The sequence below is a fragment of the Aquisalimonas sp. genome (assembly GCF_007120195.1).
Taxonomy (GTDB): Bacteria; Pseudomonadota; Gammaproteobacteria; order Nitrococcales; family Aquisalimonadaceae; genus Aquisalimonas.
This window is the reverse complement of record NZ_SKOG01000044.1, coordinates 1-14,233: the sequence shown is the minus strand read 5'-3', so window position 1 is coordinate 14,233 and position 14,233 is coordinate 1. Positions and strand designations below refer to the sequence as shown.

The 14,233-nt window shown below is 64.8% G+C and carries 13 protein-coding genes; 5 read left to right on the top strand and 8 right to left on the bottom strand.

Annotation, left to right across the window (positions count from 1 at the left end; translation table 11 throughout):
* Positions 1-45 precede the first annotated feature (45 nt).
* Positions 46-1,485 (top strand): cyclic nucleotide-binding domain-containing protein, encoded by a 1,440-nt coding sequence (locus tag QZT63_RS03705; protein WP_290648699.1) that lies wholly within the window; start codon positions 46-48, stop codon positions 1,483-1,485.
* Here QZT63_RS03705 and QZT63_RS03700 read toward each other — a convergent pair whose 3' ends face one another.
* The 5 genes from QZT63_RS03700 to QZT63_RS03680 all read right to left on the bottom strand — a co-directional run bounded on the left by QZT63_RS03700 (position 1,486) and on the right by QZT63_RS03680 (position 7,852).
* Positions 1,486-3,744: a cyclic nucleotide-binding domain-containing protein gene (locus QZT63_RS03700; RefSeq protein ID WP_290648697.1), complete on the bottom strand. Its 2,259-nt coding sequence runs from the start codon at positions 3,742-3,744 to the stop codon at positions 1,486-1,488.
* 8 nt (positions 3,745-3,752) lie between these two features.
* Positions 3,753-5,666: an adenylate/guanylate cyclase domain-containing protein gene (locus QZT63_RS03695; protein ID WP_290648696.1), complete on the bottom strand. Its 1,914-nt coding sequence runs from the start codon at positions 5,664-5,666 to the stop codon at positions 3,753-3,755.
* A 7-nt stretch (positions 5,667-5,673) separates the two neighbouring features.
* The gene (locus tag QZT63_RS03690; RefSeq protein ID WP_290648694.1) at positions 5,674-6,327 is read right to left on the bottom strand and encodes a methylamine utilization protein; all 654 of its coding nucleotides are present in this window, start codon (positions 6,325-6,327) and stop codon (positions 5,674-5,676) included.
* Positions 6,324-7,202, bottom strand: a complete 879-nt coding sequence (locus QZT63_RS03685) for an outer membrane beta-barrel protein (protein ID WP_290648692.1) — start codon at positions 7,200-7,202, stop codon at positions 6,324-6,326. The genes QZT63_RS03690 and QZT63_RS03685 overlap by 4 nt, the downstream gene beginning before the upstream one ends.
* 191 nt (positions 7,203-7,393) lie before the next feature.
* The gene (locus QZT63_RS03680; protein ID WP_290648690.1) at positions 7,394-7,852 is read right to left on the bottom strand and encodes a hypothetical protein; all 459 of its coding nucleotides are present in this window, start codon (positions 7,850-7,852) and stop codon (positions 7,394-7,396) included.
* Positions 7,853-8,122: 270 nt separating this feature from the next.
* On the opposite strand from QZT63_RS03680, the gene QZT63_RS03675 reads away from it, so the two are divergent.
* Both QZT63_RS03675 and QZT63_RS03670 read left to right on the top strand, forming a co-directional pair.
* A complete protein-coding gene (locus tag QZT63_RS03675; protein ID WP_290648688.1) occupies positions 8,123-8,800 on the top strand; it encodes an SHOCT domain-containing protein in 678 nt (225 codons plus the stop codon).
* 351 nt (positions 8,801-9,151) lie between these two features.
* Positions 9,152-9,637 (top strand): hypothetical protein, encoded by a 486-nt coding sequence (locus tag QZT63_RS03670; protein WP_290648687.1) that lies wholly within the window; start codon positions 9,152-9,154, stop codon positions 9,635-9,637.
* Between the two features lie 101 nt (positions 9,638-9,738).
* Here the strand turns inward: QZT63_RS03670 and QZT63_RS03665 are convergent, their stop codons facing one another.
* Together QZT63_RS03665 and QZT63_RS03660 are read right to left on the bottom strand one after the other, a co-directional pair.
* Positions 9,739-10,497: an SDR family oxidoreductase gene (locus QZT63_RS03665; RefSeq protein WP_290648685.1), complete on the bottom strand. Its 759-nt coding sequence runs from the start codon at positions 10,495-10,497 to the stop codon at positions 9,739-9,741.
* Positions 10,498-10,622: 125 nt separating this feature from the next.
* The gene (locus tag QZT63_RS03660; protein ID WP_290648683.1) at positions 10,623-11,108 is read right to left on the bottom strand and encodes a GAF domain-containing protein; all 486 of its coding nucleotides are present in this window, start codon (positions 11,106-11,108) and stop codon (positions 10,623-10,625) included.
* Positions 11,109-11,596: 488 nt separating this feature from the next.
* Between QZT63_RS03660 and QZT63_RS03655 the strand changes: the two genes are divergently transcribed.
* Together QZT63_RS03655 and QZT63_RS03650 are read left to right on the top strand one after the other, a co-directional pair.
* Entirely contained in the window at positions 11,597-12,511 is a 915-nt protein-coding gene (locus QZT63_RS03655; RefSeq protein WP_290648721.1) for a crotonase/enoyl-CoA hydratase family protein, read from the top strand.
* 243 nt (positions 12,512-12,754) lie between these two features.
* A complete protein-coding gene (locus QZT63_RS03650; RefSeq protein WP_290648681.1) occupies positions 12,755-13,021 on the top strand; it encodes a DksA/TraR family C4-type zinc finger protein in 267 nt (88 codons plus the stop codon).
* A gap of 88 nt (positions 13,022-13,109) precedes the next feature.
* Here the strand turns inward: QZT63_RS03650 and QZT63_RS03645 are convergent.
* Positions 13,110-14,233: EAL domain-containing protein (locus QZT63_RS03645; protein ID WP_290648679.1), on the bottom strand; the 1,124-nt coding region annotated here is incomplete at its 5' end.

Genomic DNA, 14,233 nt, shown 5'->3' with positions numbered 1-14,233 from the left:
ATTGATTCCCGCAGGCGGATGCCTTGGACAACGGCGGGGGAGACCATGAAGCAGGGGATTGCGCTGCTCGAGCAGCTCACGGACGCGGACGCGGAGTGGCTTCTGGCGAGCGCGGCCGAGCAGGACGTCGCACACGGCGACACCCTGATCGAAGCTGGCGAACCGCTCGATAGCCTGTATCTGATCGTGCAGGGGCTGTTTGGAGTTTTCACCGATGACGTCGACGTGCAGCTCGCCACCCTCGGTCCGGGCGACCTGGCGGGCGAGATGTCCTACCTTGCGGCCGGCCCTCCGACCGAGCGGGTCCGTGCGCTGGAAAACAGCATAACGTTTGCCGTTCCGCATTCGGCCCTGCAGGCGAGAGCGGACCAGGATCCGGATTTCTCGGCACGCCTGCATCGCGCCTTTGCCCGCTTGCTCGCCGAGCGGCTGAAGGCGGCGAACCGCCGGTCCCGGGTCGCGACAGACACCGACCTGACCACCCGCGAGGAAGCCGGCGCCTGGAAGCGACTGGATGAGCCACTGCAAGCATTCAAGCGAGCCGCCTTCGCCGCCAAGAAAGCGGCGGCGGAGAACGGTGACGTCGTCCCCGAGGCCATGAGCGCAGAGATCGTTGAGCAGTTCCTGCAGTTCTGTCCGCTGCTTGATCAAGTCCTGTCGCAGGAGGTCGACAATGAGCGTGTCCGGGGGGAGATGGGCCTGCGGATGCAACAGGAGCTGTTGCCCTACATCCTGCTCGCGGAGACGGCGGAGCGCTTCTACAGCAAACCGCGAGGCTATGCCGGTGACTTCTGGACCATCGAGCTGATCTATCGCAACCGGCCCGAGGGCTCCGGTGCGGTAGGGCGGCTGATCGATCGCTGCTTTCTGGAAACCACCGCATCCAGGGCCGTTCGCAATCGCCGTGATCTGCTGGCGGAGGAAATCGGCGAGACGGTCCGCACACGCCAGGGCTCCACTGCGCAAGTCACCAGTCTCGCCTGCGGCCCCGCACGGGAACTGTTCGACGTCTACGCCGCTCATCCGGAGTATGCGACCGATCTCCGGGCAACGCTGCTCGACATCGATCTGCAAGCGCTTGCCTTCGTCGACGATGCAGCCCAGGCCAACGGTCTGAAGCGCCAGATGTCGCTGGTCAGCGAGAACCTGATACGCCTGGCGCTGGGCAAGGCGCGTGCGGAGATCCAGGACCAGGATCTCGTCTACAGCATCGGCCTGATCGACTACCTGGGCGATGATCTGGTGGTTCGCCTGATGAACCTGATCCACTCCATGCTGCGGCCTGGAGGGCGGGTCATCCTCGGCAACATCCACCCCTGCAACCCCACCCGGGGGCTGATGGACCATGTTCTCGACTGGAAGCTCGTCCACCGCACCGAGGACGACGTCAACCGGCTCTACGCGCACTCGGCATTCGGCCGCCCGAGCACCAACATCCGTTTCGAGAACGAGGGGATCAACTTATTCGCAGAGTGCATCCGCTGATCAGGAAAAGCTTGCGCGCACCCGCGCCGGCAAAGCGTCTGCCCAGTCCCGCACTCGGGGCGCGGCGGAGTCGTAACCCACCGCGATAATCCGGTCCGGAGCCCCGAACTCAAGCATCCCGCAGCGCGGCAGGTCGAGATCGAGGTAGAGGTCGGCGAGGCCGTCGGCGATCACGCGGTCGCGCGCCCGACTCGAGCCGGCGATCATCGACTGCATCAGTGTGGTCGTAATACCCGGCACGTAAGGCCCCTGGCGGCCGGGCAACAGCCGATCCGCCAGCAGTCGCCAGCCGGAGACCGACAGGCCGAAGTCCTCCCTGGCGTGAGGCCCGGCATTGAGCGCAACGTCTGCTGCGATCACCAGGCCGCGCGGGTTGATGCGCCGCATGGGCTCGACCGGCAGATTATCCAACACGCCGCCGTCCACGTGGAGCTCGTCCCCGTACACCACCGGCGGGACAATCCCCGGGATGGCGACACTTGCGCGCAGCGCCCGGGTGATCGAGCCACGCCGATGCACGCTCACCTGCGAACGGGTCAGGTTGGTGGACACGGCGAACCAGGGCAGCCACAAGTCCTCGATGTCCCGTCCCCCCGTCTCCCGCTCGGCCAGGGCCGCCATCTGCCCCCCTTTCACGAGGGCTGCCAGCGGCAACGTCCAGTCCAGCGTGTCCCGCAGCGTCGACTTCGCCCGCGCCTCCCGCTCATCGCAACCGACGTCAAAGGCGGCAAACGCCGCCATGACAGCGCCGATACTCGTCCCGGCCACGATATCGACCGGCACGCCGGCCTCCTCCAGGGCGCGCATCACGCCGAGGTGGGCATAGCCGCGTGCGCCGCCTCCGCTCAGCACGAGACCCACGGGGCGTTCGGCAATGATCCGTGCAAGTCGTGCGAAGTCCCCGGGGTGACCCCATCGAACGTGGTGGCAGGCGTCCACGTCCCGGGAGGCGAGCCACTGTGACGTGCCACGCGGGGACTCGATTGCGCGCACGCCCTCGCCCGGATGAAGCAGGATGAGGCTCTTGCGGATCCGGGCCGGACTCCCGGAGGCCATCCTGGCTCGGAGCGCTTCACCAAGGCGTTGTTCGGCCGGGGTCAGAGTGGGTTCAACGTCGGCATCGACGATCAGCGCCATGTGGTCGGCGTGACGCAGCACGAGGTCGTTCCAGGGGCTCCAGTCGGTGTCGGTCTGCAGAAGCAACGTTTCGTGGCGCTCCTCCTGTTCCTGTAGCCATTGCGTGACACGGGCGGCGCCGGGGCCATCCGGGCCGCCCTGGGCGAGCGTGCGGGTCCCGAGCGCGTCGTCGGCGTCCTGACGTCTCAACAGTCGGGTCGCGCCCCCCCGCTCCAGTGGCGCGACAAGCCCCTGCGCAAACGCTGACAAATCCACGCAGGGGTGCGCAGCCAGGAGGACGATGGTACGCCGGTCGCCGCCGTGCGTTCCGCGGGCATCGCTCGCGCGCCGCAGGGCATCACGGGCGATTCTCAGCAGGGATTCGGGACGGCCCCGCAGGGTCGCCAGGAAATCGTCCCGCCCGAGTTGCGCCAGGTGGCTGTCGCGGGCTGCCACGAGCGTGGCGGTGCGCACCCCGCCCTCGACCAGGGCCATCTCGCCGACGAGTTCGCCAGGCCCGACGTCCGCAAGAATGTCGTCCGCCCCCGCGCCGAGGGTCGCTCGCAGCCGTCCGGACACGACAATGTAGGCCGCATCCGCCGGGTCGCCCCGTTCCACCAGCGTGTCGCCGGCCTTGAGACGGACCCATTTGACACCGGCCATGAGCGCCCAGCGCACCGACTCGTCCACTTCGGGGAAGAGTGTCGCGACCTGGCGCGCGAGCTGCGCCTGGCGGAGCCTGACTGTTGCCAGCTCGGTCAAGCGACGGGCGACCTCGGCTTCACTCTTGATCAGCAGTTCGAAGCCGGCGGCGGAGATTTCGATCACCGTGGCCGGTGTGTCCGCGACGACAGTGGTCTCTCGCGTCCCGCCGGTCAGACTGGCGATCTCCCCCAGTACCGCGCCGGCCTCCACCAGCGCGAACGCACAGGGCGAACCAGTGCCCTCGTCGAGAACCACCCGCAGCCGCCCATCGACTACGACGTAGACATCTCCAGCCGCCTCGCCCTGCCGGAGCAACGTCTCCCCGGGCTGCAGCCGCCGCTCCCGCGCGTGCTCGGCCACCGCCCGCGCGGTTTCCGGGCGCACTCCCTCGAGCGGCGCGGCCGCCGCCAATTTCTCGGCCAGCTCGTCAGTCACCATGCAGTCCGCTATTTCTCCGTCGCCCGGTAGATGCCGTCCCAGCCGGGTGGCGGCGGGTTGCGTCTGAACGTCTCGATGCGGGATAGGTAAAGCGCCGAGGGCCCGCTGGGCTCGTATTGCGCGACGGCCCGGAAGGCGGCTTCGGCCTCGTCCCAGGACTGTTGCCGGTAGGCGTCCAGGGCCCTGGAGAACAGGGCGAGGCGCTCGCGCATGGCGTCATCCAGATGCGCCTTCCGGCCCACAGGTTCATGAATACTGACCGCAGCCTGGCGTCCCTTGACCTGCACGCGATCGATTTCGCGAAACACCAGCCCGGGGCATTGCTCCACGGTCGCCGCGCTGGCGAGAATGCCGACGCGGTAATGTCGAGTCAGCCCCTCCAGGCGCGAGGCCAGGTTCACGGCGTCGCCCACCACAGTGTAATTGAGGCGGGTGCGCGATCCCATGTTGCCGGCAACCACGGTGCCGGAATTGATGCCCACCCCGAGGCTGAGGGTGGACGCGCGATCCGCGGCTTCACGGTTCATGGCCCTGACGCTATCCGCCATGGCCATGGCCGCTCGCACTGCCCGTTCAGCATGGTCGGGCTTCGCCAGCGGCGCACCGAAGAGGGCCATGACGGCATCTCCGATGTACTTGTCGATCACACCGCCTTCGGATTCGATATCTGCACTGATCCCCGTCAGATAACCGTTCAGCAGGTCGAGCAGCTCGGCCGGCGGCAGGGTCTCGGCGAGGGAGGTGAAACCGACGATGTCGGAGAACAGGATGCTGGCCTCCCGCTCCTCGCCGCCGAGCTCGATGTCCCGGCTCAGCAGCTCGTCGGCGATGGCCGGTGACACCACTTTACCCAGGAGTCCCCGCACCCGGTCACGCTCCTCCAGGCCTTGCGCCATGCGGTTGAAGGCCTTGCCCAGGGCACCGAGCTCGTCGCGCTGGGTGATCCGGACCCGGGTTTGGTATTCGCCCTGCTCGATGCGCTCCGCCCCTGCGCGCAGCTTTCGCACCGGCTCGCTCACCTTGCGCGCCACCCAGGCGGCGCCAAGGGCCGTCAGCATGAGGCCGGCGACCAGCAGTCCGAGCAATACCTGCTGCAGGCGCTGATAAGGGGCCATGGCGGCGTCCAGGGAGCGCTGCATGCCGACAGCCAGGCGGATGTCATCATCCACCCCAAGGGTCCGGAACACGGAGACATGGGTCTCGTCGTCCAGCTCCATGTTGAATGCCGCATCGTCCTGCCAGCCGGTACGGGCGAGAACGCCCGGAAGGCTTCCCCGCGTATCGGCCGGGAGGGTGGTGGCGAGCACGCGCCACTGCTCCCCCGTTTCCGCCAGGAGACTGATCTCCGAGAGGGTGAGATCACGGAAACTGGCCACGAAGTCCGCGTCCAGTTCGAAACCGATAACCACCCAAGCCTCGTGGCGCGGGACCAGAAGCGGCACCACCACCAACTGGAAGGGACGGTCGTCCACCAGGACAATCGCCGTGGCCTCGCCATACGGGTCATCGCCGGCCGCCTCCAGCAACTCCGCATGGCCGAAGTCATGGCCCTCGCCTTCTTCCTCGCGCGTGCTGGCAATCACTTCGTGCTCCAGCGAGAGCAGGTACATGACGTCCGCACCAATCCTGTCGCCGTGGTTGCGCAGCATGGATTCGATGGTCGGCGCATCCCGCGTGGCATAGGCGGACTTGAAGGCGAAATCATCGGCCAGAAGCACGGCCGCCTGCAGCAGCCGCGCCTCGCGCTCATCCAGCAGATTGCCGAACACACCGGCGGCCACCTCGAGGGCACCGTGGATCTCATCCTGTGCGGCGGCCCGCCCGGCCCAGTTCGTCAGCCCGAGCGCAACGGCCTGAGAGAGCGTGAACAGGGCCAGAAAGAGCACCAGCAGACGGGTCTGGAATCGGCGGAATCGAAACATGTCAGCGTCAACGATACCCGCGTCGACCGGGCCTCGGGGCGCGCCGTGGGGAGGGCCCGGCGGCCAATTCGACCGTCGCCTCCAGTTCCACGCTGGCATCGGCCTCGAGGTCGATCTCGCCCACCCTTTGCTGCTCCTCGGGCAGCCCGTGGTGCCAGACTTCCACGCTGTACTGCCCGGCGGGCAGGTCGGATGCGCGCCAGGCACCGTCGCCGTCCGTCAACCCGTGCCAAGGAGAGTCCACCACATAGATATGCGCACTCATCCAGTCGTGGATGTTGCAGGCGATGGTGACGATGCCGGGATTCGGGAACTCGATGGGGCGCGCCGGCATGCCGGTATAGAGCGGCAACTCGAATGACTTGGCCTCCGAGAAGGAGTACACATGGTGGCGAATGTCGTCATTGTTGGGAAACAGGATGCGCGTACTCACCGGCACCACGATGGCGGGAGGCACGAACTCGCGATCGACCTGATCGACGATCTCCTTCTGCCCCGACGGAGGCTCGGGTGTCTCATCCAGGGCGCGCACCACGATGGCCGCGTTCTCAACCGCCTGACCGTCGCCATCTCGCACCTGAACCTGCAACCCGGCCGCCTGCACCGTCACGCCAGTGACCGCCAGAACCAACCCCCAAAACAGGACGAACGCCGTTCTCATAACTCCCGAAGGTAGCTCAGTCGCCATCGTGTCGCTCCGTAGCTGATGTCGTTCTGCGCATCCACCTCCGTATATCGCGCCTGAACGTTGAGCGAGGAGCGGGGACTCAGGGGCACAGACAGACCAGCATGCAGCCCGAACACCGTCGCATCAAGGCGATACGTCCGGAAATCCCGGCCGAATACCGGATCTTGCAGCCATGGGGGTGGTTCGGAGTCAAACAGGTCGGGGTCGGTGGTGCTGGCGTTGATATCGCCGTCCTGAATATCGAAGCCGGCCAGCAAGAGCCAGTCATTGGCCAGCAGGTAGTCCACATCGACGCTCAGGGTGAGCGTTTTCAGCCGGAACACCCGTTGCGGCGCATTGCCCTCCTCACGCGTCACGTTGCGGGGAGACTGCCGGGTGTAAGTGACACCACCCGAGACCTGCAAGGCGTCGCCGAAACCGCGCCCTGCGCTGACGCCCACGACTTGGCGCCGGGCCTTGCGCAGGTCGTCCTTGACCCGGTCATAATGGAATTCGCCGTGGGCACCCACCCAGGGAGCCTGCGGCCCAAGGCCCAGGCGACGATGAAAATCAAGCGTTAAACCGACACTGGCGCGATTGAGCTCGTGAAATCGGTCGTGCCCCCGACCGGAGAGGACGACACCCGCGTCCAGTGTGCCCCACTCGCGCAGGTCGAACGGCCGAGCCCCGACCAGTTCCACGTCCGCGAACGTGTCGCTGCGCTCATCGGCGGCGCGGGCGGCACGATTCATGTTGTCGTCGTGGGCAATGGCCAGCTCCAGATCCCCGAACCATGCCGCCGGTGCGGTGACTGGCAAACAGAGAACGACGAATGCGGCGGGAATCAGCCCCTTCGATGTCATACTCATCCCAGCGCCTCCCGATTATAGGCAGTATAAACTCTACCTTCCTCCGCTGAAGCCATCGGATTGCTGGTATCCGCGCCAAGTGGCAGCCATGAATCTGCGCCTCGACTCGGCTTCAACCTCAATGACAACGCCCCAATCCGCCCAACCAAGGGCAATTGATAGACACCCAGCGTCTCTCGACGAACCGTCTTTCAAACATCCTCGAAATGCCGGGCGTCACGAACCAGGGTCAACTTCTCGTTGTGTTCCATCTGGGCGAGACTGTCGAACACGGCACGGATACTGTCGTTGTTGGCCTGCTCGCGCAGGTTGATGTAGACGTCGATCATCTGGTCGCGGAGGGTGACCACGTACTCTAGGATCGTGTCGGTCTTACCGGATTCGAGCAGGGCGCTGAGGTTTTCCGGGATTTCCGGCAGTTGGATGTCAGGGGCCTTGTCGAACCAGGTGGCGAGTAGGCGGTCAGCGCCTTCGACTTCATAGCTCTTCAGGCTATTGCGCAAGCGGCTCTCCTCGTCGGCGATGTACTCCAGCAGCAGCCCGACGCGCTGGCGCTGGTGTACGGCAGATGCGGCGTTGAACAGATCTGCGAGTCGGCCGTGGAACTGGGCGGCCCAGTCGAGGATTTCCTGGACGGTCTTAAAGCGCATGGGGATGCTCCTGGCGTCGGGCGTGGACGGTACGTCGGTGAAGCGGGACAACGACAGCCACCAAGATAGTGGCCTACCCGACCGACGCCGTAAACTGCCGCAGAAAGTGCCGTGAGCTATCCCAGAATGGGCGTCAGAGTCGCCGAGTGCTGAAGCGGGGATTGGGCGTCCTCGTGGGCTGCGACGAGGAATTGTTACCGGGCGCGCGCGAGGCGAGCCGCAAGCTGCCGATCAGGGCGTCCCGGCCGGCGGGTTGTTATAATCGAGGCGATGCCCAAGCTCACACCGACAATCCGCCGTAGGCTCGCCAGGCTGGCCAAGCGTTACGAGGTCAGCGAGGATGCGGCGTTGGCCGCGTTCCACGCGCTCTCGGAAGGCGGCGGTCGCATGGCCCAGTTCTATCACCCGGAGTTCGGTGGTGGCGTTCAATGGATGCGCGGGGGCATGACGATGATCGGTGACATGTTCAACAACGCCCTGAGGGCGCGCGTCGACGGGCTGTGCACGGAAATCTCCGATTTGATCGTCGAGCAGTCAACCGAGCCTGCCGCGCCTGCTTCCGGCTCACGTCAAGGGCAGCGACAGTCAAGGTCCACGTCTCGGTCAGACGCAACGTCGTCGAGTGAAGGTCAGGGGGCTTCGTTCTCGACCGCGCCGTGGAACTGGGCTGCGTACGAACGCTGGTGGCCGGAGTCGCTAGGGACGCCGAGTGCCACGGGAGCCCAGAACGAGCTTGCCTACGCCATCTTCCCTGAGCAGCGTCGGGTGGTGATTCGCTTCCGCGGTCTCGTTCGCGTCTACGACACCGGCGACCACCGTGTCACCGGCATCTCCCAGCAGCAAAGCCGGGACGCGACGCTCACCTTCACGAGCCAGACGGGAACGGTTGTCCTCGACCGCCTCCGTCTATTGGAAGAACGCGGCGACCAGTCAGCCGGCAACGACTGATTCGCATCCCGAGGCCAAGTTTCTATCGTCGAACAGTCCGCGCCATGGTACACACACGCGCGGCCTTGGCGGTTTGCTGAGGCAGTCGCGGCCTCCAGCCGGGCCGCGCGTCATGTCGCGACCCGTTGTCCGCACGCTGAACTCAACCCTGTAATCCCGCGGGGACTCCAAGCGCGTCATGATCCGTTGACGCAAGTCAACCTCCTTCTGCCCAAGACGTGCGTAAATTGGCAGTGCTCAGACACATACAAGCGAGACGGTTTCCCATCCCTCAGGCACATGGGTGAACGCCGTTCGCCAACACGGAGAATTCCGATGACGATGCAAAGTACCCCCGCAAACGAGTCCTTCATGAAGCAGCTGCTCGCCTTCAACGAGGCGTTCCTTAATGCCTACGCAGCGACCCCACGGAATCTCACCGACGGACAGATGTCGCCGCGGGAACGCTATGAGGCAGCTTGCTCGGCCATGGAGAGGTTGACTCACGAAACGCTTGAGCTGGAGTCCCAGATGGTTGCCGCACTCGATCAGACCAGTGAGGCGAGGCAGAGTGGCGATGGGCTCAGCGTATTTCCCGCATTCAATCGCTTACTCTGCGACATGATGAGTGACGGTATCAAGGCACGGGCACAGTTGTGGGATGCCGCCTTCGACCAGCTCCATCGCGCCCAACCCATGATCCCCACTGGCGACGTCAACTTTAGCGCCAACCCTTTTGCCGCCTGGCAAGAACTGATCGGCGCATACACTGGCGCTCAGGCTAAGGCGCAGCAGGAAACCGATACGGCAGACTCGAATTCAGAACAGCCCGCAAGAAAGAGTGCCAAGAGCGCGTAAGCGCCCGCCGGGCTCTGGTATGGGTCGCTCAGCGGGGCGTATACATTGGCAGGGAGCGGCCCATCCGGCTGGACGCAGTGAGACTGAGCTGCGCCTGCGGGCTACAGGTTCCCCTTGTGCTGGCCACCGTCGACCGACAGGCAGGCCCCTGTGACCCAGCTGGCCCGCTCTGAGGCCAGGAACACGGCGACGTCGGCGATTTCCTCCGGGCGACCCATGCGGCCCCAGGGGATGGTATTCAAAGTGGACTGGTAGCGTTCCGGGTTGTTCTTGCGCGCCTTGTCCCAGACGCCACCCGGGAATTCCACTGAACCGGGGGCGATGGTATTGACACGAATGTGATCCTTGGCCAGCGAAATGGACAAGTTCTTGGAATAGCTGATCAGCGCCGCCTTGACCGCGGAATAAGGGGCGGCCGCTCCTGCCCGAAGGGCGGCAATGGACGAAATGAAGAGGATGTTGCCGCCGCCGGCCTCCTGCATCCAGGGGCTCACCTTGGTGGTTGCCCGCACCGAGGCCATCAGATCCAGCCGAATGTTCCCCTCCCAGGCATCCAGGTCATTGCGGGCACCGCCCAGGGCGGACACATTGTTCACCAGGATGTCCACGCCCCCCAGCGTGCTGCGGGCATCCTCCAGGAAACCGTCGAGCGCGGTGGTGTCGCCGACATCGCAGATCGCACCATAGGCCTTGACGCCCAGGTGGGCGATGTCTGTCTCGGTGGCACGCAACGCCTCTTCGCTCCGGGCGCAGATGGCCACGTCCACTCCTTCGGCTGCCAGTCCCAGCGCAATAGCGCGGCCGATGCCTTTGCTACCACCGGTTACGACCGCTCTTTTACCGTTCAGCCCCGATTCCACGATGCCTGTCCTTCTCGCTGGATGTAAACGCGGGAGCCGCCACGCGCGCAGTATAGACCATGACAGAAGCCGAAATGAGCCCGTAGCCGGCCGAATCCAGCAATGGACGGCGCGCCCCGGAGGGGCTACGCGGCCACGCGCTCCAGGTCGTTCTCGATCTCGATGCGCAGTTGATCCAGGCGCTGGCGCAGGCTCAGCAGCCCGGCATCGAAGTCGATGGGCTCGCTGTGCAGTACGCAAATCGTGCCCAGGACATCGCCACCCGGTCCTTTGATGGGGTAACCCAGGTACGTACCAAGGCCGAACTGCACCAGGTCTTCGTTGCCCTCCCACTCGGGGTCCGCCGCGGCGTCTGGCACATGCAACGGCGCCGCATCGTTAACCACCTGTTCGCAATAGAGCTTGTGATAGCCAGGGTTGACGCTCTTTGGTCCGGCGTCGCCGGGGGTATAGGTGTCGCGCCTGGGGCCCGCGCTCACCACTGCGATCATGTGCGTTGGCGTGGAACGCATGATCAGCAGCGAGTCAATGCCCGACTCGGCCGCCACTGTCTCCAATGCATGGAGCCAGCGTTCCCCAAAGCCGTCGTAGTAGAGGTCTGTGAATGCCATCGTTTCAGCTCCCGGCCGCCTAATGCGGCCCGTGGTCTTTGCTTCGACAGGTCCTGGGACTGTCGGCTGCATGAGATTCGAACCTGCAACCCCGCCACCCCGGGCCGACGAGGCGGCACTTCGGTAGCGGCCTGCGCCTTCCGACTCAACTTTTCGCCCGCGGCGATCACCTGCACGTCAGCGTGGCGCTGGTGATGCTGTTCCGGCGGTGCGGGCCCGGCCGCGCCGTCATCGTGGACTCGGCCACGACGACAGTATCCCGCAGCTCGCCATCACGTTGTATACGTGATTCGCCGATGTTGCCGACATGCTGTCACAAGTGCCCTCCGCCCGGCCACGAGCGTTATGCTTGAGCATTCTGGCAGATACCTGCCTGTATGCCACAGGTTTGCCGTCGGCACCCGCGGCGCGGGCGTGCTATTTACACTGGGATATACGAACGCCCGCCCATTCGGGCGCCACGACGGAAGAACAGAACCCAGTAAACCCTGACGGACCGTCGAACTGCGGCCTGTCCAACACTACCTCAGGAGGCAAAGCCCATGCCGAAGGTCCTGTACGAAAAGGACGGCCGCATCGCTCGAATCACCCTGAACCGTCCGCACGTCCTCAACGCCATCGACGATGAACTGCCACGCGCGCTGGCCGATGCCGTCGCGCGCGCCAACGCCGATCGGGGTGTCCACGTCATCATGCTCGGTGGGGCCGGTCGTGCGTTCTGCGCCGGCTACGATCTCACCTATTACGCCGAGGCCAACGGCACCAACAATGTCACCCAGGAGATGCCTTGGGACCCGATGCAGGACTACGCCTTCATGAAGGGCAACACCGAACTATTCATGAGCCTGTGGCGCTCCTACCGGCCGGTAGTCTGCAAAATCCAGGGCTACGCCGTCGCCGGCGGCTCCGATATCGCCCTGTGCTCGGACATCATCCTCATGGAGGAGACCGCCGAGATCGGGTACATGCCCACCCGCGTGTGGGGCTGCCCCACCACCGCAATGTGGGTGTACCGCCTGGGCGCCGAACGTGCCAAGCGCATGCTGCTGACCGGGGACCGCATCACCGGTACGGAAGCGGAGCGTCTGGGGCTTGTTTACCGTGCTGTGCCATCCGCTAGGCTGGATGCGGAGGCGGACGCACTGGCCGAGCGCATGGCCACCGTCCCCATCAACCAGTTGATGATGCAGAAGCTGTTGATCAACCAAGCCTATGACAACATGGGCCTGGAAACCACCCAGATGATAGCCACGGTATTTGATGGTATGACCCGGCATTCGCCGGAGGGCATCAACTTCAAGCACCGAGCTGAGGAGGTCGGGTGGAAGCAGGCGGTTAAGGAACGCGATCAGGGAAGTTATGACTGGACCAACGACAAACCATTCGATCACGGGAGCGGTTAACGACAGCTCCCACCAGAACTCCGTGCGCGCATCGTACCGAGGCCTCGCCGGAGGATACAACGGCAGTCGATGGCCGCCGCGGCTGCCCGCCAGTTCCGGGGCCCGCGGCCTCGGTGGCCCCCCATGCGGCTAATCGCGCGTGCGGCCGGCCTGCACTGCCGGCGCCATCTACCGCTCCTTTCGCGGCAAGCAGTCATAGGCGAGTACACTTGAGGGTGGGATCACTGCGGGGAGGCTGACGCTATGGCCAACGGCTGGGCTGGCGACAACGCCGTACACGAGCAGATCGAGAGTTCCGTGGCAGAGGCCGTGGAACGCGCCCGCAGTCAGCTGCCCAGCGGCGAGAGCCGCAGCCATTGCGACGAGTGCGGGGATGGCATCCCGGAGGCGAGGCGCCGGGCCATCCAGGGCGTGCGCCTGTGTGTCGCTTGCCAGAGCGAGCGGGACGCAGACAACCGCGGCGCGGCCCACTACAACCGGCGTGGAAGCAAGGACAGCCAGTTACGCTGACAGCCTGGCACGCTACCAGTCAGTCAGGGCGGTCCATCAGGAACGGCTGCGCGGCCTCACGCCCATCACCAGCATCAGCGAGATTTGCCTACGTCGCCCCCATTTTCCCGTTTGGTGCAATAGTCCAACGGCCCTGGCCGACGAAGCGTGGGGAATCGAGAGGCCGGGAAATGTGGAAACCTTGCGCCAGTCGCACGCCGAGGCCTGGGAGAGAGTCAAGTATCTCCTGGTTTTCAACGTACTCGGCCACGGTGGCGACGCCCATGGAAAAAGCGATGGCCGTCATGGAGCGGACCATGGCCTGGTCCACGGGATCCCTCACCAGGCCGCGGATGAAGCTGCCGTCAATCTTCAGGTACGTCAGCGGCAGGTATTTCAGGTGTGTATACGAGCTGAACCCGGTGCCGAAATCGTCAAGTGCGAATTGGCAGCCGTAAGTTCTCAGTTCCCGCATGAACTCGTAGGCCCGCTCCATGCCCGAGATGGCCGCGGTTTCCGTCACTTCGAAGACAATACGTTCACCGGAGACCTGATGCTGTGCCAGCGCGTTGATGATGAAGCCCTGCAGGCTGGGGTCACCCATGGATATGCCGGACAGATTGATGGTGAGCCGTATCGCACGACCGTGGCGATGCTCGGCCGCGAGCTCGGCAATCGCCGCGTCGATGACCCAGCGATCCAGCTCCCCGATTACTCCGTACCGCTCGGCCGCTGTAATGACCTCGGACGTCGATTCGAGGGTGCCGTCACGTCGGGCCATGCGCAGCAGGACTTCGTAGTGGCTGACCCGCCCGTCCGCCACTGCCACTATGGGCTGGTAGACGATCCGCAGGCGTTGCTCCGTCATGGCATCGCGGATATCGCGAAACAGCTTCATCTCGCTGACTGTTCTGGTAGCGGCACGATCACCCCTGGAAAAAAGATGTGCCCGGCCTCTGCCCGCGTGCTTGGAGACATAACAGGCGATATCGGCTTCGCGCATCGCTTCATAGGCGGACACGCTGCGCTGATCAACCATCGCCACACCGGCGCTCGCACCCACCCGATAATGCTCACCGGAGAGTGTGAACGGGCGCTGATTAAGATCCTTAACAATGTCCTTGGCCAGGGCCAGGGCCGAGTCCTCATCAATGTCACTGGCGAGCAGGGCGAACTCGTCGCCACCCATGCGGGCCAGCACATCGCCAGCGCGCACACGACCATGGAGATAGC

Excerpts from the sequence above, each read along its gene's own strand:
- QZT63_RS03705 (WP_290648699.1), top strand. The coding sequence starts at position 46 with ATGAAGCAGGGGATTGCGCTGCTCGAGCAGCTCACGGACGCGGACGCG.
- QZT63_RS03700 (WP_290648697.1), bottom strand. The coding sequence starts at position 3,744 with ATGGTGACTGACGAGCTGGCCGAGAAATTGGCGGCGGCCGCGCCGCTC.
- QZT63_RS03695 (WP_290648696.1), bottom strand. The coding sequence starts at position 5,666 with ATGTTTCGATTCCGCCGATTCCAGACCCGTCTGCTGGTGCTCTTTCTG.
- QZT63_RS03690 (WP_290648694.1), bottom strand. The coding sequence starts at position 6,327 with ATGAGAACGGCGTTCGTCCTGTTTTGGGGGTTGGTTCTGGCGGTCACT.
- QZT63_RS03685 (WP_290648692.1), bottom strand. The coding sequence starts at position 7,202 with ATGAGTATGACATCGAAGGGGCTGATTCCCGCCGCATTCGTCGTTCTC.
- QZT63_RS03680 (WP_290648690.1), bottom strand. The coding sequence starts at position 7,852 with ATGCGCTTTAAGACCGTCCAGGAAATCCTCGACTGGGCCGCCCAGTTC.
- QZT63_RS03675 (WP_290648688.1), top strand. The coding sequence starts at position 8,123 with ATGCCCAAGCTCACACCGACAATCCGCCGTAGGCTCGCCAGGCTGGCC.
- QZT63_RS03670 (WP_290648687.1), top strand. The coding sequence starts at position 9,152 with ATGAAGCAGCTGCTCGCCTTCAACGAGGCGTTCCTTAATGCCTACGCA.
- QZT63_RS03660 (WP_290648683.1), bottom strand. The coding sequence starts at position 11,108 with ATGGCATTCACAGACCTCTACTACGACGGCTTTGGGGAACGCTGGCTC.
- QZT63_RS03650 (WP_290648681.1), top strand. The coding sequence starts at position 12,755 with ATGGCCAACGGCTGGGCTGGCGACAACGCCGTACACGAGCAGATCGAG.